At 66.1% G+C, this 24,471-nt stretch carries 17 protein-coding genes and 2 pseudogenes; 12 read left to right on the forward strand and 7 right to left on the reverse strand.

Features of this window, described 5'->3' with window-relative positions:
* From CO669_RS18140 to CO669_RS18160, 4 genes are all read left to right on the forward strand, one after another.
* Entirely contained in the window at positions 1 to 774 is a 774-nt protein-coding gene (locus CO669_RS18140; protein WP_097661245.1) for an ABC transporter permease, read from the forward strand.
* Complete coding sequence (locus tag CO669_RS18145; protein WP_198964087.1) at positions 771 to 1,556, forward strand: ABC transporter ATP-binding protein; 786 nt, start codon at positions 771 to 773, stop codon at positions 1,554 to 1,556. Before CO669_RS18140 ends, CO669_RS18145 begins: the two co-directional genes overlap by 4 nt.
* Positions 1,549 to 2,781, forward strand: a complete 1,233-nt coding sequence (locus CO669_RS18150; RefSeq protein ID WP_097661249.1) for a Zn-dependent hydrolase — start codon at positions 1,549 to 1,551, stop codon at positions 2,779 to 2,781. Before CO669_RS18145 ends, CO669_RS18150 begins: the two co-directional genes overlap by 8 nt.
* A 298-nt stretch (positions 2,782 to 3,079) precedes the next feature.
* A complete protein-coding gene (locus CO669_RS18160; protein ID WP_097661251.1) occupies positions 3,080 to 4,006 on the forward strand; it encodes a catalase family peroxidase in 927 nt (308 codons plus the stop codon).
* 19 nt (positions 4,007 to 4,025) lie between these two features.
* On the opposite strand, the gene CO669_RS18165 is transcribed toward CO669_RS18160, so the two are convergent.
* Positions 4,026 to 4,958, reverse strand: a complete 933-nt coding sequence (locus tag CO669_RS18165; RefSeq protein ID WP_097661254.1) for a helix-turn-helix domain-containing protein — start codon at positions 4,956 to 4,958, stop codon at positions 4,026 to 4,028.
* Positions 4,959 to 5,218: 260 nt separating this feature from the next.
* Entirely contained in the window at positions 5,219 to 7,732 is a 2,514-nt protein-coding gene (gene bamA, locus CO669_RS18170; protein WP_097661256.1) for an outer membrane protein assembly factor BamA, read from the reverse strand.
* A gap of 280 nt (positions 7,733 to 8,012) precedes the next feature.
* Here bamA and CO669_RS18175 point away from each other — a divergent pair, with 280 nt between their 5' ends.
* From CO669_RS18175 to CO669_RS18215, 8 genes and pseudogenes are all read left to right on the forward strand, one after another.
* On the forward strand, positions 8,013 to 8,396 hold the full coding sequence (locus tag CO669_RS18175) for a hypothetical protein (RefSeq protein WP_097661258.1): 384 nt from the start codon (positions 8,013 to 8,015) through the stop codon (positions 8,394 to 8,396).
* 908 nt (positions 8,397 to 9,304) lie between these two features.
* Positions 9,305 to 10,861, forward strand: a complete 1,557-nt coding sequence (locus CO669_RS18185) for an efflux transporter outer membrane subunit (RefSeq protein ID WP_502694491.1) — start codon at positions 9,305 to 9,307, stop codon at positions 10,859 to 10,861.
* On the forward strand, positions 10,858 to 12,093 hold the full coding sequence (locus CO669_RS18190; protein ID WP_097661260.1) for an efflux RND transporter periplasmic adaptor subunit: 1,236 nt from the start codon (positions 10,858 to 10,860) through the stop codon (positions 12,091 to 12,093). Before CO669_RS18185 ends, CO669_RS18190 begins: the two co-directional genes overlap by 4 nt.
* 1 nt (position 12,094) lies before the next feature.
* The gene (locus CO669_RS18195; protein ID WP_097661261.1) at positions 12,095 to 14,056 is read left to right on the forward strand and encodes a MacB family efflux pump subunit; all 1,962 of its coding nucleotides are present in this window, start codon (positions 12,095 to 12,097) and stop codon (positions 14,054 to 14,056) included.
* A 90-nt stretch (positions 14,057 to 14,146) separates the two neighbouring features.
* Positions 14,147 to 14,860 carry a response regulator gene (locus tag CO669_RS18200; protein ID WP_143278692.1) on the forward strand — a complete coding sequence of 238 codons (714 nt, stop codon included), beginning with the start codon at positions 14,147 to 14,149 and terminating at the stop codon, positions 14,858 to 14,860.
* Complete coding sequence (locus CO669_RS18205; RefSeq protein ID WP_097661264.1) at positions 14,857 to 16,188, forward strand: ATP-binding protein; 1,332 nt, start codon at positions 14,857 to 14,859, stop codon at positions 16,186 to 16,188. The genes CO669_RS18200 and CO669_RS18205 overlap by 4 nt, the downstream gene beginning before the upstream one ends.
* A 58-nt stretch (positions 16,189 to 16,246) precedes the next feature.
* A pseudogene (locus CO669_RS18210) lies at positions 16,247 to 17,402 on the forward strand (MFS transporter).
* A 159-nt stretch (positions 17,403 to 17,561) separates the two neighbouring features.
* Positions 17,562 to 20,405, forward strand: a complete 2,844-nt coding sequence (locus CO669_RS18215; protein WP_097661266.1) for an ATP-binding protein — start codon at positions 17,562 to 17,564, stop codon at positions 20,403 to 20,405.
* A gap of 224 nt (positions 20,406 to 20,629) precedes the next feature.
* On the opposite strand, the gene msrA is transcribed toward CO669_RS18215, so the two are convergent.
* The 5 genes and pseudogenes from msrA to CO669_RS18240 all read right to left on the reverse strand — a co-directional run bounded on the left by msrA (position 20,630) and on the right by CO669_RS18240 (position 24,468).
* On the reverse strand, positions 20,630 to 21,145 hold the full coding sequence (gene msrA, locus CO669_RS18220; RefSeq protein WP_097661268.1) for a peptide-methionine (S)-S-oxide reductase MsrA: 516 nt from the start codon (positions 21,143 to 21,145) through the stop codon (positions 20,630 to 20,632).
* Between the two features lie 29 nt (positions 21,146 to 21,174).
* Positions 21,175 to 21,630 carry a cupin domain-containing protein gene (locus CO669_RS18225; protein WP_198964088.1) on the reverse strand — a complete coding sequence of 152 codons (456 nt, stop codon included), beginning with the start codon at positions 21,628 to 21,630 and terminating at the stop codon, positions 21,175 to 21,177.
* 21 nt (positions 21,631 to 21,651) lie between these two features.
* The gene (locus tag CO669_RS18230) at positions 21,652 to 22,074 is read right to left on the reverse strand and encodes an OsmC family protein (RefSeq protein WP_097661270.1); all 423 of its coding nucleotides are present in this window, start codon (positions 22,072 to 22,074) and stop codon (positions 21,652 to 21,654) included.
* 205 nt (positions 22,075 to 22,279) lie between these two features.
* Positions 22,280 to 23,127, reverse strand: a pseudogene (locus CO669_RS18235) (enoyl-CoA hydratase/isomerase family protein).
* Between the two features lie 27 nt (positions 23,128 to 23,154).
* Positions 23,155 to 24,468 carry an epoxide hydrolase family protein gene (locus CO669_RS18240; RefSeq protein ID WP_097661272.1) on the reverse strand — a complete coding sequence of 438 codons (1,314 nt, stop codon included), beginning with the start codon at positions 24,466 to 24,468 and terminating at the stop codon, positions 23,155 to 23,157.
* Between the last annotated feature and the right edge of the window lie 3 nt (positions 24,469 to 24,471).

Consider the following 24,471-nt stretch of genomic DNA (forward strand, 5'->3'; position numbering starts at 1 on the left):
ATGCGTCCCCTTGATCCCGTTACATCGAAGCAGCGCGTGGCCTATGGCCTTGCGTTCTTCGTGGTGTTCGTCGCCCTCTGGTCGTGGGCGACGTTTGGCGGCTATGTGTCGAAGACCTTTCTCGCCAACCCGCTGACGATGGTGCAGGAAGGCTATGACCTCCTGGCCAAGCAGGGTTTTGTCTTCGACATCGGGATGACGATCTGGCGCGTCGTCGGCGGCTTCGCGCTCGCCGCGGTCATCGCGGTGCCGCTCGGCGTGCTGATGGGGGCCTACAAGCCGGTCGAAGCGTTCCTCGAACCGTTCGTCTCCTTCGCGCGCTATCTGCCCGCCTCCGCCTTCATTCCGCTCCTGATCCTCTGGGCCGGCATCGGGGAGTTGCAGAAGCTACTCGTCATCTTCATCGGCTCTGTCTTCCAGGTCATCCTGATGGTCGCCGTGACCGTCGGCGCCACGCGGCGCGATCTGGTCGAGGCCGCCTATACGCTCGGGGCGGGCGACCGCGGCATCATCCGCCGCGTTCTGCTGCCCTCCTCCGCGCCCGAGATCGCCGAAATCCTGCGGCTGGTGCTGGGCTGGGCCTGGACCTACGTCATCGTCGCCGAGCTGATCGGCTCCTCCTCCGGCATCGGTCACATGATCACCGACAGCCAGGCGCTGCTCAACACCGGACAGATCATCTTCGGCATCATCGTGATCGGGCTGATCGGCCTGCTCTCGGACTTCCTGTTCAAGGCGTTCAACGCCTGGCTGTTTCCGTGGAGGCTCGCATGACGATCCTCAAGGTCGAGCAGGTCTCGCGCACCTTCCCCGCACGCCACGGCAACGCGCCGACCAGGGCGCTGGAGCCGACCGACCTCGTCATCGGCAACAACGACTTCGTCACCATCCTCGGCCCCTCCGGCTGCGGCAAGTCCACACTGCTGCGCATCGTCGCCGGGCTCGACCGTCCGACCAGCGGCCGCGTCACGCTCGACGGGCGCGAGGTCACCGGCCCCGGTGCCGAGCGCGGCATGGTGTTCCAGTCCTACACTCTGTTCCCCTGGCTCACCGTGCGCGAGAATATCGCGTTCGGTCTGCGTGAGCGTGGCGTGTCCGAGGTGGAGCGCCACAAAGTCGCCGACGCCCTCATCCGCCAGGTTGGGCTCACCGGCTTCGAGAACCACTGGCCGAAGCAGCTCTCCGGCGGCATGCAGCAGCGCACGGCGATTGCCCGCGCACTCGCCAACGACCCAAAGATCCTGCTGCTCGACGAGCCGTTCGGCGCGCTCGACAACCAGACCCGCGCGCTGATGCAGGAGATGCTGCTCAGCATCTGGGAGCGCGACCAGAAGACCGTTTTGTTCGTCACCCACGACATCGAGGAAGCCATCTTCCTCGGCAGCCGCGTCATCGTCATGAGCGCGCGCCCCGGCCGGATCAAGGCCGAGATCGTCGTGGACCTGCCGCATCCGCGCTCCTACAAAATCAAGACCACGCCGGAATTCGTCCAGCTCAAGGAGCGGCTGGTCGAGGAAATCCGCACCGAGGCACTGAAGGTCGCCGAACATGCCTGACACCAAGCCGCGCGCCGACGGACAGCGCGTTCTCGCCGACCTCAACGCGCTTCGCGCCATCGGCGCCTACAAGACCGGCGTGCACAAGCCGACCTTCTCCGAGCCGCACAGGCTGTCGCTGGACTGGCTGGTGCGGAAGCTGCCCGACGCCGGCCTCACTGCGGCGATCGACGGCATCGGCAACGTGTTCGGCACCAGCACGAAGGCTGGACCGAAGCTCCTGGCCGGATCGCATCTGGAAAGCCAGAACTATGCCGGCTGGCTCGATGGTCCGCTCGGCGTGGTCTATGCACTCGAAGCGGCCCGCGTGCTCAACGCCGATCCCTCGCTCAACGGTGCGGTCGAAGTCGCCGCATGGTGCGATGAGGAAGGTCATTTCGGCAGCTTCCTCGGCTCGCGCTCCTATGTCGGACAGGTGACCGAGGCCGAGATCGACGCCGCGCGCGACCGCACCAGCGGCCGCACCATGCGCGACGCGCTCGCCGATATGGGGCTCGCCGGCCGCCCGCGCATCGGCGTCGAGCCGGGCCGCCACGTCGGATACCTCGAGGCGCATATCGAGCAGGGCGACACGCTCGAGAGCGGCAAGCTCGCGATCGGCGTCGTCACCTCCATCGTCGGCATCTGGCAGTACCGCATCAATTTCACCGGCGAACAAAATCATGCCGGCACCACGCGCATGGCGGTGCGCAAGGATGCCGGACTGACACTGGCCAAATTCTGCGTTGCGATCGATGAACGTTTTCCGGCCGCGTGCGGTCCCCGCACGGTCTGGACCACCGGCCGCATCACGCTCGATCCGGGCGCGCCGAGCATCATCCCCGGCGGCGCCGAGATGCTGTTCCAGATCCGCGACGACAATCCGGCCGTGATCGCGCGGCTGGAGGAGCTGTTGCGAGCCATGGCGGCCGAGGTCAGTGCGAGGGGACCCTGCTCGGTCAGGGTCGACAAGATCCGCACCGGTGCGCCCGCCATGATGAACCCGGGTATTCAGGATGCGATCGACGCCGCGAGCAAGGCTCTGGCCGGCGGACGCTCCATCCGCATGCCCAGCGGCGCCGGCCACGATGCGCAGATGCTCGCGACCGTCATGCCGGCCGGCATGCTGTTCGTGCCGTCGATCGGCGGCATCAGCCATCACTGGACCGAAAACACCGCGGACGCCGATATCGTCACCGGCGCAGAGGTGTTCGTCGATGCCTGCCGGCGGATTCTCGGCGGCTGATGCCAGCCATGTCTCGACCGGCTCGACCGCGATTGCCGCGGTGCGCCTGCTGCAGGCCGCGATGCTTCGGGTTCGCGCGGTGGACGGATGCCCGCTGTTCCAGCGTGGCGCGGGCAGCTCGATACCGCTGGCGGAGACACAACCTTCCCTGATTGGTGGGGCGATTGCGAGCATCGGCCCCGTGGCCAGCGCGAGGCACGTATCTTGAGCAGGATCGGGCAAAACCCGACCGCTTTGGGAAAGACGCCGGTCGGGCCTCTTGCCTAGAACATGGCCCGCACGTGCGAGAAGGTCCGCCATGTCCAAGAGCCCGAACGGTGCCGCAACGCCCGCCTCGATCGTTGACGCCCTGAAGGCCGTCGCCGGCAATCCGTCAAAGGTCCGCGCGAGCTTCGCCAAGGGCTCGTGCGTTCGCGGCACCTACACCCCGTCGGACCGGGCCGGGGAAGTCACGCGATCGCAGAGTTTTACGAAACCATCGCGCGTTCTGGCGCGCTTCTCGGTGGGCGGCGGCAATCCTGCGGTCGCCGACACCAACAATCTGGTGCTGCGCGGTTTCAGCTTCAAGCTCGGCGACGACGATCACCGCTCCGACATTCTCGTGGAGAGCGCGCCCGTGCATTTTGCGCGAACGCTGGACCAGATGCAGGCTTTCCTCGAGGCCCGCATCCCGGGGCCGGACGGCAAGCCTGACATGGCGAAGGTCAAGGCCTTCTCGGCGGCCAACCCCGAGACGCTCAATCAGGCGAGTTACGTCGCCGCACGCCGGCTGCCCGGAAGCTTTGCCGGCACGACCTATTGGGGCGTGCATGCCTTCCCGGCAACGAACGCGCAAGGCGAGACGCGCTTCATCAAGTTCAAAATCGTCCCGACCGGCGGCGAGATCACGCTGAGCGACGACGAAGCGAGGGCGAAGCCGGCCGACTTCCTGCATGCCGAACTGGGCACACGCATCGCAGCGGGCCATGTCCGCTTCAACGTGATGGCCCTGCTCGACCGCCCCGGCGATCCCGTCATGGATGTGACCATGCGCTGGCCGGATGAGGATAGCCGCGACGAGGTGCGGCTGGGGACGATCGTCATCACGGGATTCGAACCGGGCCCGGCCTGCGACGCCTCCATCTTCAATCCGGCCAATCTCGCCGACGGCATCGGCCACCCACCGGACGAGATCTTCGCGGCGCGGGGCGCGGCCTACGCCATCTCGCTCGCCAAGCGTCGCTGAGGACGGAAGCCCCCCGAATTCACGTTTCGCCGCTCGGAGCACCGAGCGCCTCGCGGCGCCAGAGGGCCGGGCTGACGCCGGCGATCGACGAAAACACCCGCGTGAAGTGACTCTGGTTGGCGAACCCGGCCGAGATCGCGATCTCCGACAGCGGCAGGTCGCGGACGGTCATCAATTGCTTGGCGGCCTTCACGCGCTGATGCAGCAGCCATTGGTGCGGCGGCAGGCCGACGGAGATTCGAAACGCGCGCGAGAAATGGCTGACCGAGAGATCGAGCTCGGCCGCGACCTTCTGCAACGACAGCCTGCCGCCAAGATCCGACTCGAGCCGCTCGCAGGCGCGCTTCGCCTGCCACGGTGCGAGACCGCCGCGCGCGAGCGCGGACGTGCGCTGAAGCCCGCCATAGGCCTGGGCGACGTGAGCGGTCAACCCGAGCATCATGTGGTCGATGAAGAGCTGGTTGGCCTCGTCCGGCCTGCGCAGGCCTTCCTGCAGCGACGCACCGATGTGGCGAATGATTCCATCATCATGCCCGACGCCGGCCTGGCAGTCGAGCTCGTCGACCCGCGGCACTTTGCTCTCTTCGGCGATGCTGTCGAGCGCCGAACGCGGAATGTAGAAAAACAGCGAATGGAACGGCTTGTCGATCACATAGCGCGGATCGCGCGTGAGGTCGTAGAGATAGGTCGTGCCGGCGCGGATGTCCGACCTCATGATGCAGTTGCCGCGCTCCCACAGCTCGCAATCCGGGTAATCCTGCAGCTTCAGGCTGACGAGGAAGGCGTCTTCCGCGGTGAGCGATCCCGACAGACCCCGCACCGGATGATCGTTCCGCGTTTCGGTGACCGCGAGCTCGGCGCTGCGCAGCGAGCGCGTGACCAGGGCAGGCGGCGCCTCCTTCAGGTGCAGGAATTGCCCGAGCTTCGATCCGTAGGCGCCTGCCTGTGCCATTCAATGAGTCCTTCTGTGGAAGTTCACGTGCAGGCCACAGCGTCCTGCGATTTGTGGAGCGGTATTATCCGGCATCCGCAAATGACTGTCCACGCGGCACACGTTGCGAGCACGATCGCCGCGATGCTCGCGTCCCGCGCAGCGGGACGATTTCACAGCAACTTCAACAGGATCTCACGACGCATTGGTTTTCGGCATCCATCACGCGTTTTCACAAACGCACGACAATGCGGCGCGACCTGTCGTCGTACCGCAATCCGCTAGAACGATGTTCCGCCACCGAACCTGAACTCCTGGACGACGTCGTACTTGCCCTTGGTGATCGGCACGGCATAGTCGAAGCGCAGCGGTCCGAACGGGGAGGCCCAGATCAGACCGACACCGACCGACGATCGCACCGTGTTGCCGTCGTCATATTGCAATCCACAGGTCGGACACGCCTTGGTATTGACCTCGCCCGTGGCCGACCACGAGGTGGGCCCCTGATAGCCCCAGAGCGAGCCGGCATCGGCATAGACCGCGCCTTTCAGGCCGACCTCCTTGGGCAGGAACCAGAACGGCATCTGCAGCTCCGCGGACGCGCCCCAATATTTCGTGCCGCCGAGCGCATCGCCGTTGGAGCCGTAGTTGTAGTAGGTGATGTCGCGCGGACCGATGCCGTTCGAGGCGAAGCCGCGCACCAGGTTCGGCCCCATCTGGAAGTGGTCCAGCATGCGCAGATCCTGGTTTCCGAGCTTGCTGAGCAGGCCGCCCTGGAGATGGATCACGCTGACGATCTCGGAGACGAGCGGCGTGTAGTATTTGGTGTCCAGCGCGGTCTTCAGATAAGTGACATCGCCGCCGACTCCGGCGAAATCCTGCCGGAAGTCGACCAGCAAGCCATCCGTCGGATTCTTGGTGTTGTCGAGCGTGTTGTAATTCAGCGTGTAACCGAGCGCCGAGGTCCAGGTCGCGCCGTTCGCCAGCTCCTTCCGGACCGGCAGGCTCGACTCGCCGTCGCCGTAGCAGCCGTAGCCATAAACGCCCGAGCTCGTCGAATTGGTCGGGTCCACGCCGCCCAGGACGTTCTGGATGTAGGCCGGAGTCGGATTGAAGGCCAGCGAGGTGTTGGAGGCGTTGTTGTTGCAGTTGTTGTAGGCGCTGGCGAGCGTGATGCTCTGCTGATAGAGCGAATAGCGCAGCTGGAGCGAGAGGTCTTCGCGCAACGCAAGGCCGATGCGGGGAGAGAAGCCGAGGGTCGTCACCCCGTAACTCGTATAGCTATTCGACTTCTGCTGCTTCCAATAGGTGTCGAAGCCGAGCGCCATCCGATAGTCGAGCAGATAGGGCTCGACGAAGGACAGCGATATGCCGCGCGAATATTGGCCATAGCTGACGGAGGCCTTGGCGTAGAGTCCCTTGCCGAGCAAATTGCGCTCGGAGACGGAGACTTCGGCGAGCGCCCCGTCGCTGGTGGAGTAGCCGCCCGAGATCGAGAAGTCGCCGGTCGATTTCTCCTCCATCTCGACGACCAGGATGACGCGGTCGCTGGAGGAACCTGGCTCGGTGACAATCTTGACGCTCTTGAAGTAATCGAGGTTCTTCAGCCGGCGCTCGGCGCGGTCGACCAGCGCGCGGTTGTAGGCATCTCCTTCCGAAAGGTCGAATTCGCGGCGGATCACGTAGTCGCGCGTGCGGGTGTTGCCGCGCAGGGTGATGCGCTCGATATAGGTGCGCGGGCCTTCGTCGACGTTGAACACGATGGAGACGGTGTGTGCCTCGAAATTGCGGTCGCCGCCGGGACGGACCACGGCAAAGGCATAGCCGCGGCGCGAGGCCTCGATCTGCATCTCCTCGGTCGACTTCTCGACCTGTTCGACGTTGTAGAGTGAGCCGGCACTGACCCGCGAATAGCCGCGGAGCGTAGCCGTGTCGAAATTGGCAATGCTGGAGCGGAACTCGACGGAGCCGATGCGATATTGGGCGCCCTCCTCGATCTTGAAGGTGACGTTGAAGCCCTTCTTCTCCGGATCGTATTCGGTGAGCGCGGCGACCACCTGGACGTCGGCAAAGCCGTTCTTGAGGTAGAAGCGGCGGATCAGGTCGCGGTCGGCTTCGACGCGGTCGGAATCGTAGATGTCACCGCTGGTGAGGAAGCTCAGCAGGTTCGATTCGCGGGTCTTGATGACATCCCTGAGGCGATAGGACGAGAACGCGCTGTTGCCGACGAACTCGATCGACTTGACACCGGTCTTGGCGCCCTCTTCCACCGTGAAGACGAGATCGACACGGTTGTTCGGCTGCTCGATGATCTCAGGGGTGACGCGGACGTCGTAGCGGCCCGAGCGCCGGTAGATTTCGGCGATGCGCAGCGTGTCGGACTGCACCAGCGCGCGCGAAAACGTCCCGCGCGGCTTGGACTGGATTTCCGCCGAGAGTTGCTCGTCCTTGATCTTCTTGTTGCCCTCGAAGGCGACGCGGCCGATCACGGCGTTCTCGACGACCGACACCACGATGCGGCCGCCGGTCCGATCGATCCTCACGTCCTGGAACAGGCCCGTCCCGATCAGCGCCTTGAGCCCGTCATCGATGGCGGGTTGATCGAGGCGGCCGCCGGCCGAGGGCCGGAAGTAGGAGCGGACCGTTTCGGCCTCGACGCGGCGGTTACCTTCAACCACGATCGTCTCGACGCCCTGCGCCGCCGCCGGCTGCGGCAGCAGCACAACCGAAATTGAACCCGCAACCGATAAAACACCCATCGCCACCGCGATCAGCAAGGCCCGCAACACCGACATTCCACACCTCAAGAGCACCTCCTGCTCTGAAACGGGACGGCTGTGGCCGTGATGTGGCTTTGAGATTGCTGGACTGTTTCCGGTCGTTGAATTTGATTGGCGGATCCGCCGCGTGGGCGCGATCGCCATGACGACCGCGCGTGCCTTCCGGCGCGCATGGCCGGCGCCCCGGCCCCTGGCGCGCAGTTCGGCCGCGCGAGCGCACAGCAACATCGCGCAACGCCTGAATTCTTTACAGCCTCTTAAGCCGGTGCGAGAGGCGACCGCATCAGGAATTCGCATGGGGTATTTGCCGATGAATGCGCGTGTCGCGACCACGACCGTACTGGTCGCCCTCCTCGCCTCGACCTTCTCCGCGCAAGCCGCAACCACCGGCAAGCGCGATCGGCAACGGGCGACGTCCAACGCCGTCTACGAATATGGTCCGCGCGGCCCCAACCAGTCCTACCAGTCCGGTCCCCGCACGCGCATCTATGTGAGCACGCGCTCGTGGCTGGACGGCGGGACCGAAGTGCTGCCCGGCGAGCGCAAGTTCACCGACTATGCCACGCCGCCAGGCACCTCCTTCGCGCGAAGCAACAACAACCGGCCGCTCGATCGCCAGCCGCTGAGCCCGGATTCGGACCTCGGCGGATTTGCACAGAGAATTCCAATCGCTTGGTGATCGGATGCTCGTGCGTCCCCGGACGCAGGATGAGGCGGCAGCGGAATTCTCCGACGTCTGCTCGCAGGATGGGCCAGACACGGCTTCGCATTCTCGCGGCTTCATTCGCCCGAGCTTTGCTGAATCTCCACCCTCCAAATCCTAGAGGGCGCAGGGAAGGCCGGGTGCTCAACCAGCACCCGCGGTCTGCTGCGCAATAGGCACACGCAGAAGAACCGCACAGCAGCATACAGGTGTGGCCGATCACGCGGCCTTCCCTGCGCGATGGTCGGACGGCTTATGCCGTGATCTCCCGGGAGCCGAACTTTCCCTCTGGCCTCCCTCGCCGTTCGAATTGGATGATGCCGTCTGCCCGGTTGGGCTCGCGCACATCTTCGATCCGGCTTGACCGTAGCAACGACGGCCAGGACCACACGGTTTTGCCGTACGCGCGTTCGCTGGTCACCATGTTATCTCCCGGCCTTGTCGACGTTGCCGGAAGAACATGGCGAGACGAACTCAACAGCGCCGCTCGTCCGCGCGCGGGTGTCGGGCTCACAGGGACTACCCGCCCTGCCCGTCCCATCTCGCGCCGACGCTGCCGCGTCCACCGCAAGCCCGGCTCGCGAACATGACGACCACACGATCGCCCCTCCTGGTGAGCCGGGATGGGCAACTGATACGACAAAACCGAATTTCGGTAAAGTGGAATATTTTGACGCGCGGGGCTTGACGCGGCGGCGAAACAGGGTCCGACGTGCTGCGCGACGGGACGCCGAGATGCCGCGCAACATCTGTTTACATTCAGCAACATTCAGGCTGCCGAAAGGCCACGATCGGGCGGCTAGTGGGGCCTGTTCGAACCAACCCTTCCGGGCGTCGCGGGCATCGCCCGTGCCCGGCAAGGCCCATGGATCTCAGCCGATTTGATGCCGTTACCCTTGTTCGCTGCCGTTCCCACGCCAACCGCAGAGGAGAACCATCACCCGACGCCGCCCCTGCTGCGCGCCCTTTCGCGCGCCGGATCCGCCTGCATCGCGCTGGCGCTGGGCGTGACATTGGCCGGCTGCGCCGTCGGCCCGGACTATAGCGGACCGCCACAGCTCGACATGCCCGCGCACTGGAGCGCCCAAACGGCGTCGCGCCGGCAGACCGGCACGCTGGATCGCTGGTGGCTGCGCCTGCGCGATCCCCTGCTCGGCCGCCTGATCGAGCAGGCCGTCGAGGCCAACCCCAGCGTCGCCAAGGCCAAGGCGGTCGTGCGCGAGGCGCGCGCGACGGTGCAGCAGACCGGCGCCGGCCTGTTTCCGTCGGTCAGCGGCTCGGCCTCGGTCACCGACAACAAGACCAGCGCGGGCTCCGCCTCGGCGGTCGCCGACACCGCGCCCTACACGCTGCACCAGGCAAGCTTCGATTCGAGCTGGGAGCTCGACCTGTTCGGCGGCACGGCGCGCAGCATCGAGGCGGCGGTGCGTGGAGAGCAATCCGCCGAGCAGGATCTGCGCGACAGCCTCGTCACGCTGATCGGCGACGTCGCCGCCTATTACGTCGAGGCGCGCGGCTACCAGGCAAGGATCGCGCTGGCGCAGCGCACCGCGGTCTCGCAGCGCGACACCGAAAAGCTCACGCGCAGCAAATACGAGGCCGGCAGCGGCAATGCCGTCGATCTCGCCAAGGCGACCGCGCAAGCCGCGAGCACCGAAGCGAACGTCCCGACCTATCGGGCAGCACTTGCCGCCGACATCCACCGGCTCGGTATCCTGCTCGGACGACCGCCCGACGGTGTCGCCGCGCTGATGGCGCGTCGCGCTCCGGTGCCGGCCCCGCGCATGCCGCTGCCCACGGGACTGCCGGCCGATCTGCTCATGAGCCGTCCGGACGTTGCCGGTGCCGAGCGCAAGCTGGCGCAGGCCACCGCCAAGATCGGCGCGGCCGAAGCCGACCGCTATCCCGCGATATCGCTGACCGGCTCGGTCGGCACATCGGCACTGCGCGCCGGCGACCTCGCCAAATATTCCAGCGTGAGCTGGTCGGTCGGGCCTTCGGTCACGGTACCGGTGTTCGACGCCGGCAAGCGGCTGGCCACGGTGAGGATCTCGGAGGCACAACGCGACCAGGCGTTTGCGACGTTCCACTCCACCCTGCTCACAGCGTTCGAGGACGTCGAGAACGCGCTGGTCTCGCTGTCGCAGGAACACATCCGCGCGGCCAAGCTGACCGAAGCGGCGAAGAACTACCGCGAGGCCGCAAGGCTTTCGCGATCGCTGTTCGAGACCGGCAGCGCCAGCTTCATCGACGTGCTGGACGCCGAACGCTCGCTGTATTCAGCCGAGGATTCGCTGATCCAGAGCAAGGTGTCGGCGGCGAAGGACTACATTTCTCTCGCCAAGGCGCTTGGCGGCGGCTGGTCCGACCCGGTCGACACATCGACGCCTGTCATCGTGGACAGCAACACAGGACCCCATTTCCGGGAGACGGTGAAGTGACCGACATCATCACCGCCCAGCGACTGAAGATCGCCGCCGCCCTGCTTGCCGTCATCGCAACCGGCGTCGTGGCGGCCACGCGTTTAACCGGCACGTCGAGCAAGGCGCAATCCTACATCACCGCGCCGGTCGTCGTGAGCGACCTGCGCGAAGAGGTGCTCGCGAGCGGCACGCTCAAGCCGGCCCGGCTGACCGCCGTCGGCGCCCAGGTGTCGGGCCGGATCACCGCGCTCAACGTCCGCGTCGGCGACAGCATCAAGGCCGGCGACGTCATCGCCCAGATCGACCCCGTCACCAAGCAGAACGATCTGCGCAACTCCGAGGCCTCGCTGAAGAACTACCGGGCGCAGAAGGTCGAGAAGGAGGCCGCGCTCGTTCTGGCCGAAGCCAACCTCGCGCGCCAGCAGGCGACGCTGGCGCAGCGCGCGACCTCGCGCAGCGATTTCGACAGCGCGGATTCGACCGTCCGGCAGACCCGCGCCCAGATCGCGGCGCTGGAGGCGCTGATCACGGGTGCCGAAGCCAGCGTCGAGACGGCGCGCGTGAACCTCGACTACACCCGCATCACCGCGCCGATCGACGGCACGGTGCTGGCGACCGTCGTGCAGGAGGGGCAGACGGTCAACGCAGTGCAGTCCGCGCCGACCATCGTCGTGCTCGGCCAGCTCGACACCATGACGGTGCGGGCCGAGATCTCCGAGGCCGACATCGTCAAGGTCAAGCCGGGGCAACAGCTCTATTTCACCATCCTCGGCGACCAGGACCATCGTTACGAAGCCCGGCTGGATCAGATCGAGCCCGCGCCCGAATCGATCAAGAGCGATGCCAGCTTCTCCTCGACCACCACCAGTTCGACATCGAGCTCGAGCTCGTCGAGCTCCACCAGCACCGCCATCTACTACATCGGCGTCTTCAAGGTTCCGAACAAGGACCTCGCGCTGCGGACCTACATGACCGCCGAGGTGCACATCATCACCGGCGAGGCCAAGCGTGTGAAGGTCATCCCCGCGCTCGCGGTGATGCGGAAATCCGACGGCCGCAGCATGGTGCGGACGCTCGCAGCATCCGGCGACGTCCGCGAGCGCGAGGTCAAGACCGGCCTCAACGACCGAACCACGGTGGAGATCAAGTCCGGCCTCGACGAGGGCGAACGCGTGGTCACCGGCGAAGCCAACGAGCAGACCGCATCGCGCGGCATGCCCAGCGGCCCACCCGGCGGGGGAGGTCCGTGACATGACCGGTCCGATCATCGATCTCCAGAACATCCGCCGCGAGTTCGTGGCCGGGGAGAGCGTCGTGGTGGCGCTCGACGATCTCTCGCTGAGCATCCAGCCCGGCGAGATGGTCGCGATCATCGGCCAGTCGGGATCGGGAAAATCGACACTGCTCAACATCCTCGGCTGCCTCGATCGCCCGACATCGGGCGCTTATCGCGTGGCCGGCAAGAACGTGGCGGAGCTGGATGCTGACGCACTGGCGGCGCTGCGGCGCGAGCATTTCGGCTACATCTTCCAGCGCTACCACCTGCTCGGCGATCTCTCCGCCGCCGCGAATGTCGAGATCCCCGCCGTCTATGCCGGCGTGAAGGCGCGCGAAAGACGTGCACGCGCGAATGGGCTGCTGGAGCGGCTGGGCGTCGGCACGAGGGGCGGCCATCGCCCGAACCAGCTTTCCGGCGGCCAGCAGCAGCGCGTTTCGATCGCGCGCGCCCTGATCAACGGCGCGGAAGTCATCCTGGCGGACGAGCCGACCGGCGCGCTCGACCGGCGCAGCGGCGAGGAAGTGCTCAAGATCCTGAAGGAATTGCATCGCGAGGGGCGAACGATCATCATCGTCACCCACGATGCCGATGTCGCGGGCCGGGCCGAGCGCGTCATCGAATTGCGGGACGGCCGGATCGTCGACGACCGCCGCACGCAGGCCGCGGATGCGTCGGATACGGCTGTCGCAGCGCCGCGGTCATCTTCGGCCGGCCGCATCGGCTGGACCGGCGGGTTGCACCGCCTCCGCGAGGCCTCCCGGATGGCGCTGGTGGCGATGGCCGCGCACCGGCTGCGCGCCTTCCTGACCATGCTCGGCATCATCATCGGCATCGCGGCGGTGTCGTCGGTGGTCGCGCTCGGCAACGCCTCGCAGCGCAAGGTGCTGTCGGACATATCGAGCCTCGGCACCAACACGATCGAGGTGTTTCCGGGCAAGGACTTCGGCGATGCCCGCGCCGGCAAGATCAAGACGCTGGTGCTGGGCGATGCCCGCGCGCTCGACCGGCAGGACTTCATTGCGGGGGTCACGCCGACGGTCTCGACCAGCACGACGGTGCGTTATCGCGGCAACGAATCCAACGTGCTGGTGAACGGCGTCGGCGAAAGCTATTTCCAGGTCAAGGGCGCCAAGCTCGCGAAGGGACGCCTGTTCGACGCCGATGCGGTGCGCAACATCGAGCGGCAGGTCGTCATCGACGACAACACCCGCAAGACCTTCTTCGCCGACGACCAGACCTCGGGGATCGGCCGCGTGATCTGGCTCGGCAAGGTGCCGTGCCGCATCGTCGGCGTCATCGCCCAGCAGCAGGGCGGGTTCGGCTCGAACCAGAACCTGTCGGTGTACCTGCCCTACACCACCGTGCAGGCGCAATTCACCGGCGATCGCGCCCTGCGCAGCATCCTGCTGCGGATCAGCGACGAGGTCTCGACCAATCTGGCGCAGGATGCTGTGACCACGCTGCTGACGCAGCGGCACAACACCAGGGATTTCGTCATCCTCAACACCGACGACATCCGCCGCACCATCACCAGCACGACGCAGACGCTGGCCTTCCTCGTGGCCGCGATCGCGGTGATCTCGCTGGTCGTCGGCGGCATCGGCGTGATGAACATCATGCTGGTCTCGGTGTCGGAGCGGATCAGCGAGATCGGCGTGCGCATGGCGGTGGGTGCGCGGCGCAGCGATATCCTGCAGCAGTTCCTGGTGGAGGCGACGCTGATCTCGTCCATCGGCGGCATTGCCGGTATCCTGATCGCGATCCTGCTCGGCACGGCGATCAACATCGCGATGCCGGGATTTCAGGTCACCTATTCCATGTCATCGATCGGCGCGGCATTCCTGACCTCGACCGGGATCGGGGTCGCCTTCGGCTTCTTCCCCGCCCGCCGCGCCGCGTTCCTCGACCCCGTGGTGGCTTTGAGCCGTGACTGATTCTAGGATTGCACCATGACCGTAGTTCTTCGGACGCGACAATCGTCCGCCAATCGGCCAACGATCGGCATCCCCGATGCGGTACCCGTCATGACCAATGGCACGCAAAACATCCTGATCGTCGAAGACGACCAGCAGACCCGCGACCTCATCTCGCGTTACCTGGGCGAGCATTCGTTCGCGGTCGGCGCGGTCACGAACGGCAAGGAGATGGACCGGTATCTGGGGCAGAACAAGGTCGACCTGATCGTGCTCGACCTGATGCTGCCGGGGGAGGACGGGCTCAGCCTGTGCCGCCGCGTGCGCATGGAATCCATGACGCCGATCATCATCCTCACCGCAAAAGGCGAGGACCTCGACCGTATCCTCGGCCTCGAGATGGGGGCCGACGACTATCTGCCAAAGCCGTTCAATCCGCGCGAGCTCGTTGCCAGAATCAACGCCGTGCTGCGCCGGCAATCGAGCGGGCGTGCGACCAGCTCCGCGGCAGCGCGCCTCAAGTTCCACGGCTGGACCATCGATCTTCGCTTGCGGGAATTGCGCGACCCCGAGGGCGCGCAGGTGCCGCTGACCAGCGCCGAGTTCGATCTGCTGCAGGCCTTCTGCGAACGCGCCGGCCGCATCCTCACCCGCGACAATCTCCTGAGCATGACGCGCGGCCGTCCCGGCGGCAGCTTCGGCCGCAGCATCGACGTGCTGGTCAGCCGCTTGCGCCGCAAGCTCGACCGCACCGAAGAGACCTCCGTGATCAAGACCGTCCGCACCGGCGGTTACGTCTTCACGCCGGTGGTGGAGGAAGCATGAGCCGCGCCGCCGACGTCCTCGGGCTGTTCAGCTTCAGGCGGATCAGCGGCCAGATCGCGGCGCTGGTGCTGGTGTCGCTGGTCCTGATCCATGTGCTGATCGCCGGATATTTCCTGCTCAACCGGCCGAAGCTGCTGACCGACACCCCGGTCGAGCAATTCGAGTTGATCGCGCGGATCATCAGCAATACGCCCAGGGCCGAGCGCGCGCTCGTCCTCGACAGCATCAGCCGGACCTTTCCCGCGCTCAAGCTGCAATTGCGCGATAGCGTCTCGACATCCGTTGCGCCCCTGCCGGCGCGAACGCCGCTCCCCGTCCCCTCCGCACTCGGCGGCCGGGCCGAGTTCATTGCCGGCTCCGGCGCGCAAGAGGACCGGGTCTGGTTCTATCTTGCGAGCGACGACGTGCTCGAAGCCACGATCGGATCGCCGAGGATGCCGGCCTTCGTCAGCGGCCTGTGGACCTCGACGCTGCTGTTCCTGGTGGCGAGCATCACGCTGCTCGGCGTCTGGGCCGGCCGCGCGCTGTCCTCGCCGCTGTCGGCGTTTGCGCGCGCGGCGGAGAATTTCAGCCTGAACCGGACCTCGCCGCCGCTGCCCGAGAACGGGCCGGAAGAAATCAAGTCCGCAGCGCGAGCGCTGAACCGCATGCACGAACGCATCAGCGCGCTGATGAACGACCGGACGCGGATGCTCGCCGCCATCAGCCACGACCTGCGCACGCCGATCACGCGGCTGCGGCTGCGCTCGGAATATATCGAGGATCCGGCGCAGCGGACCCAGACCGTGCGCGACCTCGACCAGATGCAGTCGATGCTGGAATCGGTGCTCTCCCTGTTGCGCAGTGAGAGCCCGGTCAAGCCGACGCTGGTCGACGTCGCCGCGCTGCTTCAGATGGTCAGCGAGCAGTTTTCCGATTGCGGCTACGGCGTGAGCTATTCCGGCCCGGACAGGGCCGCCTTCGTCCTGCGACCGGACGAGATCATCCGCGCGGTCACCAACCTCGTGCAGAACGCATCGCGCTTCGGAACCGAAGTCGAGGTCACGCTGTTGGCGTCGGGGGATCAGCTCGTCATCGAGGTGTCCGACAACGGACCGGGCATCCCCGACGAAAGGAAGGCGGCGATGCTGGAGCCCTTCGTGCGCGGTGAGGACGCCCGCACCATGGACGAGACGGCTGGATTTGGCCTCGGCCTGTCGATCGCACAGGCGATCGTGACCGCGCATGGCGGAACGCTGCAGCTGCTCGACAACGCGCCCAAGGGCCTGCGCGTCCGCTTGCAGCTCTCGGGCGTCGGGCGCGACAATTCGAGCGCGCCTTCGTCATAAACGCGCGGCATTCCTCGGGCTTGTCGATCGTCCTGCCCAGCTTCTCCCCGGAGTTCCCATGTCTTCTGCCGACCGGCCGGCGACCCGCCTTGCGACCCGGCTCGCCTTTCTCGTCGCCGGCTTCGGCATCTCGTGCTGGGCGCCGCTGGTGCCGTTCGCGAAGACGCGGCTCGGCGTCGATGACGGCGTGCTCGGGCTGCTGCTGCTCAGCCTCGGCATCGGCTCGGTCGTCGCGATGCTGCTGACCGGAATCCTGAGCGCCCGCTACGGCAGCAGGCCGATCATCGTTGCCGGCGGCTTCGGTCTGGCGCTGGTGCTGCCCCTGCTCGCGGTCGCAAGCGCGCCCGCGACGCTGGCGCTGGCACTGTTCGCCTTTGGCGCCGCGCTCGGCTCGATCGACGTCGCCATGAACATCCACGCCGTGGAGGTGGAGCGCGCCGCGGGGCGCCCGCTGATGTCCGGCTTTCACGCGCTGTTCAGCATCGGGGGCTTCGCCGGATCGGCGCTGATGACGGCGCTGCTCTCGCTGCAATTCGGCACGCTCGCCGGCACGCTGATCTGTTCCGTCCTGATGCTGATCGCGATGGTCGTGACCTGGCCGCGCCTGCTGCATTCGGCACAGGTGCAGGAGGGCCCGCTGTTCGTGCTGCCGCACGGATCGGTGCTGTTGCTGGCGCTGCTCGGCGCCATCACCTTCCTGGTCGAGGGCGCCATGCTCGATTGGGGCGCGCTGCTCGTGATTGGCGCTGGCCTCGTCTCCGAGGCACAGGGCGGATTGGGCTATATCGTGTTCTCGATCGCGATGACGATCGGGCGGCTCGGCGGCGATGCCGTCGTCGCGCGCATCGGGGACCGCGCGACGTTGCTGTGGGGCAGCCTGATCGCCGATCGGCGGTTTTGTGGTCCTGCTCACGGCGTCCGTTGCGGCGGTCGCCATCGCCGGATTCCTGCTGATCGGGCTCGGCGCGTCCAACCTCGTGCCGGTGCTGTTCCGGCGTGCGGCACGGCAGACGGTGATGCCGACGGGGCTTGCGGTCGCGGCGATCACGACCGCCGGCTATGCCGGGATCCTGGTCGGCCCGGCCGGCGTCGGCTTCGTCGCGCGTCTTGGGGGATTGCCCCTGGCATTCTGGCTGCTGGCTGCGCTGATGGGCCTCGTCACGCTGTCCGCGCGCGTCGTCACAAAGGCCGCGCATTCGACCATGGCGAGCTAACCCCTTCCGTTTCAAGCCTAATTCAGGCGGGCCGGAGCGATCCAAGCTCATCCGCGCTGGTCTGCCAGCCATGCGGCTTTCGGCCAGTTTACTGAACGCCTCGTTCTGCTAGACCAGAACAAAATACCTTTTTGACTCCCGTTGCGGGGGCAATGGCACGTGCCAGCTGACAATAACCAAGACTCGGTCGTTTCATTCGGACCATTTCGGCTGTTTCCAAAGTCCCGGCTCCTGGAGAAGGAGGGGGAGCCGCTTCACGTCGGCGGCCGCGCGCTCGATATTCTGATCTTGCTGGCCGAGCGGCCGGGGGAAGTCGTCGACAAGAGAGAGCTGGTCAAGCGCATCTGGGCCGACGTGAATGTCGACGAGGGCAGCCTGCGCTTCCATGTCGCATCGTTGCGCAAGGTGCTCGGCGACACCGGCAAGGCGGCCCGTTATGTGCTCAATGTGCCCGGCCGCGGCTATTGCTTCGTCGCCTCGTTCGCGCAGGCGGCCCCGCAGGTCGCGCCAGTCCCCGCCGACATCGCCCCTCCCCGCTCCCTGCCGGCACAGCTTACGAAGATGGTCGGTCGCGAGGAGGTCATCGAGAAGATCTCGAACGGCCTTGCCCTCCATCGCTTCATGACCGTGGTCGGCCCGGGCGGCATCGGCAAGACCGCCGTCGCCGTCACGGTCGGGCATCGCCGCTCGGCGGATTTCGGCGGCCGCGTCTTCTTCGTCGATTTCAGTCCGCAGCGCGACGCCAGCCATGTCACGACCACCATCGCCTCCGTCCTCGGACTGACCGTCAGCTCCGAGGATCCAACCCCGGCCATCCTGACCTATCTGAAGACCGACCCGTCCTTGCTGATCTTCGACAGTTGCGAGCATGTGCTGGACAATCTGGCACCGTTCGTCGAGCGCGTCGTTCGCGAAGCGCCGCAGCTTCGTGTTCTCGCGACCAGCCGCGAGTCGTTCCGAAGCGAAGGCGAGCGGATTTTCCGGCTGTTCCCGCTGGATTGTCCGCCCGAGCGCGAGGGCCTCGAAGTCGCCGAGGTTCTCGCCTACCCCGCCGCGCAGCTCTTCGTCGAGCGCATCGCGCAGAGCTCGGGTCCGTTTCAGCTTAGCGCCGAAGAGGCGCCGCTCGTCGCCAGCATCTGCCGGCGCCTCGACGGCATCGCGCTGGCGATCGAGCTCGCGGCGGGCCGCGTCAATGCGTATGGCATCGCCGGCACGGCCTCCCTGCTCGACAGCCGCTTTTCGCTGCAATGGCGGGGACGACGCACGGCCGTCCCGCGGCACCAGACGCTCGCCGCGGCGCTCGACTGGAGCTACGACCTGCTGCCTCCGGCGGAGAGCGCGACGCTGCGACGGCTATCGGTGTTTGCCGGGCCGTTCGCGCCGGAGGCCGCCGCCGCGGTCGCCTCCGGCGACGGCCTCAGCATGTCCGAGACGCTGGAGGCGATCGACAGCCTGGTCACCAAATCGCTGATCTCGCCGTCCGGGTCGCGGGCGCTGCGCTATCGCCTGCTGGACACCACGCGCACCTACGCGCTCGGCAAGCTGAACGAGCTCGGCGAAAGCAGGCAGTTCGCGCGGCGCCATGCGGAGCATTTTCGCGACTTCTTCGAGCGCGCGGGGACCGACACGTCGACGCCGCTGCCGGAATGGCTGAGCACCTATGGCGGCGAGCTGGACAATGTGCGCGCGGCGCTGGACTGGGCCTTCGCGGCGGGCGGCGATGCGAGACTCGGCATCGCGCTGACGGCGACCGCGGTGCCTCTGTGGGTCCGTCTGTCGCTGTTCGCCGAGTGCCGTGAGCGCTGCCGGACGGCACTGGCGGCGCTCGGCGACGACGGCGGCAACGACCGCATCCGCATGCAGCTGCTGTCGGCGCTCGGCTGGTCGCTGATGTATGGCGAGGGCCGCGCGCGCGAAGCGCGCCCGATCCTCGAGACGACCCTCGAGCTGGCCGAGAGCCTCGACGACAAGGATTTCCGGCTGCGCGCGCTCTGGGGCCTGTGCATCGACCAGTTCAACAACGGTCAGTTCGGCAAGGCGCGTGCACTCGCAGACCGTTTTGCCCACGCCGCGGCGAATTCTTCCGACGACACCGACCTCATGCTGGGTGACCGCCTGATGGCCGTCGCGCTGCACTATCTCGGCGACCAGAACGAGGCGCGGCAGCATATCGATCGGGTCAACGCCTCGCTGCATGTGCTGGTGGAGAAGCCGAAAATCTTCCCGCTCGACCTCAGGATATCGACGCAATATTTCCGGGCCCGCATCCTCTGGCTTCAAGGCCTCGCCGACCAGGCCCAGGCGCTGACCGCCAACAACATCGAGGAAGGCCGTGCCAACGGCCACGCACTGACCTTCTGCAGCGTGCTGGGGCAGGCCGCCTGCCCGATCGCGTTCTGGTCCGGCGATTTCGACGCCGCCGAGCGTCACGGCGCCGAGCTGCTCGAACACACCGAGCGCCACGCGATCCGGCCGTGGGGCCTGTGGGCACGGGCCTTCAACGCCGCAGTCGTGGCGAGGCGCGGCGACATCGCGACGGGCCTGCCGCTGCTGCGCGAAGAGCTCAATCGTGCCGGCGATGCGCGCTTTCTGCCGCGCTTTCTGCCTTTGCTCGCCGAGCTCGCCGCGTGTTTACTGGAAGCCGGACAGGTCGACCGCGGCCTCGACGTGATCGAGGACGTCCTGATCCGTTGCGACGACCGGCAGGAGCGCTGGTATCTGCCGGAGCTGATCCGCATCAAGGCAGAATTGATGCTCAGAAGCGCGCGTCATGCGGGAGACGCCGAGGCGCGCTTTCGCGAGGCGATCGACATTGCCGCCCAGCAGGGCGCGCGCTTCTGGGAGCTGCGCTGCGCGACCAGCCTCGCGCGATTCATGATCGGAGCCGGCCGGCGTGCGGACGCCAAGGCGGTTCTCGAGAATGTCACCGGGTCATTCGCCGAGGGGGCCGATTTCTCCGACCTGCGCATGGCCCGCGAGCTGACGGTGCAATTGCGCGCCTGACAGTTTGCTGCGACCCGATCCAAAGCGCGATGAGATTTGGATGAACTGTCATCGCGCTTTGGATCGTTGTTTGCGCATGATCCTTCCCGAAAGCCGCTTCGCGCTTTTACGGATCATGCTTTGGACCCTTTTTCCGTTCCGATAAAATCGGAACGGGGGCGCCGGATTCTTGTTTTGACGCGTTTTCTTGACGCGAACCGGTACCCACTTCGCTCGAAAACGCTCTAGCCTCCCACCGCAGCCGCGCGGCGCGGCAGCTTCCAGTCGGGCCGGATGAAGTGGCAGGTGTAGCCGTCCGGATAGCGTTCGAGATAATCCTGATGCTCGGGCTCGGCTTCCCAGAACTCGGCTGCGGGCGCGACCTCGGTCACCACCTTGCCCGGCCACAGGCCGGACGCCTCGACATCGGCAATGGTGTCCTCGGCGATGCGCCTCTGCTCGTCGCTCGAATAGAAGATCGCCGAGCGGTAGCTCGTGCCGAGATCATTGCCCTGACGGTTGAGCGTGGTGGGATCATGGATCTGGAAGAAGAACTCGAGCATGGTCCGGAAGCTGGTCTTGGCGGGATTGAAGATGATCTCGATCGCCTCGGCGTGGCCTTCGTGATTGCGGTAAGTGGCGTTCTTGACCTGCCCGCCGGTGTAGCCGACGCGCGTGGAGATCACGCCCGGCTGCTTGCGGATGAGGTCCTGCATGCCCCAGAAGCAGCCCCCGGCCAAAACTGCGCGCTCTGTCGTCATTTGGTGCTCCATCAATTTGGTTGAGATACTCAGCGCTCGTCCGCAGCCTGATGCAAGCGCGGATCGTCATGGTCGTCGTGATAGTCGAGGCCAAGCGGCCCGATGGCCGAGACCTGCGTGACGTATTCGCCTGATTTCGCCCAATGGAAATGCCAGGTCTCGCCGGGCAGCACGATCACGCTGCCCGGCGGATAGGCCTTGACCTTGTCACCATCAAAATGCTCGCCGAGCCCGATGTAGAACACGCCCGACATGACCGTGTAGATGCGGTCCTCCGGATGCTTGTGCGGCATCAGCCTGATGCCGCCGGGCACCTTGACCCGGACCACATAGGGTCCGGGTTCACTGGGATGGCCGACCATCACGGCCAGCCGTGCGCCCGGCGGAAAAGCAGGGAAAGGCTGCCATGCGATGTCCTCCGGCAGGATCGCCCGGAACCTGTCTTCATCCGGCTGGTGTCGACGCGGCACATCTTGACGCAACATGGCGGCATTCCCTCCGGTCGCTCAGCCCAGTTTGGCGTCGAGCGTGATTGCGGCGTTGAGCACCTTCGAGACCGGGCAGTTCTTCTCGGCCTCGCCGGCGATCTTGGCAAAGCCTGCATCGTCGAGGTTCGGCACCTTGGCACGCAGGGTAAGCGCCGACTTGCTGATCTTGAAGCCCTTGCCTTCGGGCTCGAGCGTGATGGCGGCTTCGGTCGAGAGCTCGTCCGGCGTGAAGCCGGCCATCTGGAGACCGAAGGCCAGCGCCATGGTAAAACATCCGGCGTGAGCCGCCGCGATCAACTCCTCGGGATTGGTCCCCTTCTCGTTCTCGAAGCGGGTCTTGAACGAATAGGGCGTCTGCGCGAGCACCCCGGATTCGCTCGTCAGATGACCGGTCCCATCGCGACCGGTGCCCTTCCAGACTGCCGTTGCCTTGCGGATCATCTCAATTCTCCTTGTTTGATGTCAGTACCGGTACTGCGTACCGTTGGAAGGCGACTTCGGCGTGACCGCCTGTCCCCGTTCCAACCTGTCGAGCGCCACAGCGGTTCCGCCAAATCCCGTTCCGACGTATCTGGAACGGGATTTGATGCTGATGTGACGCGGCTTCCTCGCGCGGAGCCCGGCATCCAATTCGCTCGAAGACGCTTCAGCGGCCGATCTGTCCGACGTGAAAACCCAGCCGGTTCTCGACGTCGCCGGCGCGATGGAAGCCGCGCGCCATCAGCGCCTTGATGCGGGTCTGGCTCGCAGGTCGGTCGAGCGCGGCCAGGAACGCGTCCCATTCCGGCTTGATCTCGACATCCGGCGGCAGGCTCGCGACATCGACCAGGCGCTTGGTCTCGGCGATTGCCTCCTTGTCGAAAGACGCGATCCGCATCGCCAGCGCCTCGACGAAACCGTCGAGCTCGGCATCCGGCATCGACCGGTTCACATAGCCGTAGCGCTCGGCGAGATCGCCATCAATGTCGTCGGCGCCGAGCAGCACTTCGAGCGCGCGGCCACGACCCATCAGCCGCGGCACCGCGCCATCGGTCCGCCGCCAGGCACAAGGCCTGCACCGACCTCCCATTGCGACAGGATCGCCTTCTCGCGACTGGCAAAGCGCATGTCGCTCGCGAGCGCGAGCTCGCTGCCGACACCGGTCGCACGGCCCCGGATCAGGGCGATGGAGACGACCGGCGCGCGGCTGAGACGCACCAACGTGTCAGGCAGCGACTGCAGGCCCGTCGGCCCCGGCGGAACCGCGCGCGACTCCTCCGGCGGCGCGAGGAAGTCGTAATGCGTGATGAAGAAGCCTTCGACGGCGCTGTCGAACACCACCACCTTCACCTCCGGATCGGTTTCGATCGCGGTAACGATGTCGCTGAGCAGCGGAAGATGCCTCGGGCCGAAGATATTGACCGGCGGCATGTCGAAGGTGACACGCCAGTAGGTCGGCAGGTGGCGCTCCAGGCGGATCTCGTCGGTCGTGAAAGTACGTTCGGGGCGGTTCATGGTCGCAACTCCTGGTGCGGGCTGATTTCAGATCGACTGACGCAGCGGCCGGAACGCGGTGCGCATTTCCGAAGTGAACAGCGCGGGCTGCTCCCAGGCCGCGAAATGGCCACCCTTGTCGAGGCGGTTGTAGTGCATCAGTTTGGGATAGGCCTTCTCGGCCCAGCTGCGCGGCGCGGCGTAGATCTCGTCCGGGAACACGCTGACGGCGACCGGGATCTTGACGTGCTTGGGCGCGAAGAACACCAGCTTGTTCTCCCAGTACAGCCGCGCCGAGGAGACGGCGGTGTTGGTGAGCCAGTACAGCGTGATGTTGTCGACGACGTCGTCGCGCGTCAGGCCTTCCGTTTTGCCGTCGAACACCCGTGCGATCATCGCGGCGCTGCGCGCATCGTGATCGAGCATCCAGGACGCAAGGCCCGCCGGCGAATCCACGAGGCCAAGAAGCGTCTGCGGCCGGTTCGACATCTCGATGGCATAGCCTAGGCCGTGCTTGTAGAAATCGTCGAGCTGGTCGTAGGCAATGCGCTCCTCGGTCGAGAGGTTCGACGGCCGCGTCCCGTCGGGCTGCAACGCCTTGGCGATGTCGTCAGGGACCGTCGCCGGCATGTTGGTGTGAATGCCGAGCAGCTCCGGCGGAGCGATCAGCGCCATCTGCTCGGTGACGGCATTGCCCCAGTCGCCGCCTTGCGCGACATAACGGTTGTAGCCGAGGCGCTTCATCAGCACGATCCAGGCCCGCGCGATGCGCTGGGGATCCCAGCCCAGCGTCGCCGGCTTGCCGGAGAAGCCGTGGCCCGGCAGCGAGGGGATCACGAGATCGAACGCGTCGGCCGCCGTTCCGCCATGCGCGGTCGGATCGGTGAGCGGGCCGATGATCTTCATCTGCTCGATGATCGAGCCGGGCCAGCCATGTGTGACAATCATCGGCAGCGCATTCTCGTGCCGGGAACGGGCGTGAATGAAATGGACGTCGACGCCGTCGATCTCGGTGACGAATTGCGGCAGCGCGTTCAGCCGCGCCTCCATCCGGCGCCAGTCGTAATCGCTCTGCCAGTAGCGCACGAGCTGCTGGACCGTCGTCAATTGCACGCCCTGCGACTGGTCGGCAACGATTTCCCGGTCCGGCCACCGCGTCGCCGCGAGGCGACGGCGCAGGTCAAGCAGATCCGCTTCGGGCACATTGACCTGGAACGGTCGGATCGCGTCACTCACCGCCGCCTTTGCGGAATGCAGCGGCAGCAGGCTCGACACACTGGCGGCGACCGCGGTCATCGCGGCCTGGCCCAGCAATTGGCGACGATCGGGGTTGAGGATGTCAACGCGTGCTTGCGTGGTCATTTT

Origin of the sequence: Bradyrhizobium sp. Y36, from assembly GCF_002531575.1 — a bacterium.
Taxonomy (GTDB): Bacteria; Pseudomonadota; Alphaproteobacteria; order Rhizobiales; family Xanthobacteraceae; genus Bradyrhizobium.

Coding starts and splice junctions, on each gene's coding strand:
- CO669_RS18140 (WP_097661245.1), top strand. CDS start 1: ATGCGTCCCCTTGATCCCGTTACATCGAAGCAGCGCGTGGCCTATGGC.
- CO669_RS18145 (WP_198964087.1), top strand. CDS start 771: ATGACGATCCTCAAGGTCGAGCAGGTCTCGCGCACCTTCCCCGCACGC.
- CO669_RS18150 (WP_097661249.1), top strand. CDS start 1,549: ATGCCTGACACCAAGCCGCGCGCCGACGGACAGCGCGTTCTCGCCGAC.
- CO669_RS18160 (WP_097661251.1), top strand. CDS start 3,080: ATGTCCAAGAGCCCGAACGGTGCCGCAACGCCCGCCTCGATCGTTGAC.
- CO669_RS18165 (WP_097661254.1), bottom strand. CDS start 4,958: ATGGCACAGGCAGGCGCCTACGGATCGAAGCTCGGGCAATTCCTGCAC.
- bamA (WP_097661256.1), bottom strand. CDS start 7,732: ATGTCGGTGTTGCGGGCCTTGCTGATCGCGGTGGCGATGGGTGTTTTA.
- CO669_RS18175 (WP_097661258.1), top strand. CDS start 8,013: ATGGGGTATTTGCCGATGAATGCGCGTGTCGCGACCACGACCGTACTG.
- CO669_RS18185 (WP_502694491.1), top strand. CDS start 9,305: ATGCCGTTACCCTTGTTCGCTGCCGTTCCCACGCCAACCGCAGAGGAG.
- CO669_RS18195 (WP_097661261.1), top strand. CDS start 12,095: ATGACCGGTCCGATCATCGATCTCCAGAACATCCGCCGCGAGTTCGTG.
- CO669_RS18200 (WP_143278692.1), top strand. CDS start 14,147: ATGACCAATGGCACGCAAAACATCCTGATCGTCGAAGACGACCAGCAG.
- CO669_RS18205 (WP_097661264.1), top strand. CDS start 14,857: ATGAGCCGCGCCGCCGACGTCCTCGGGCTGTTCAGCTTCAGGCGGATC.
- msrA (WP_097661268.1), bottom strand. CDS start 21,145: ATGACGACAGAGCGCGCAGTTTTGGCCGGGGGCTGCTTCTGGGGCATG.
- CO669_RS18225 (WP_198964088.1), bottom strand. CDS start 21,630: ATGTTGCGTCAAGATGTGCCGCGTCGACACCAGCCGGATGAAGACAGG.
- CO669_RS18230 (WP_097661270.1), bottom strand. CDS start 22,074: ATGATCCGCAAGGCAACGGCAGTCTGGAAGGGCACCGGTCGCGATGGG.
- CO669_RS18240 (WP_097661272.1), bottom strand. CDS start 24,468: ATGACCACGCAAGCACGCGTTGACATCCTCAACCCCGATCGTCGCCAA.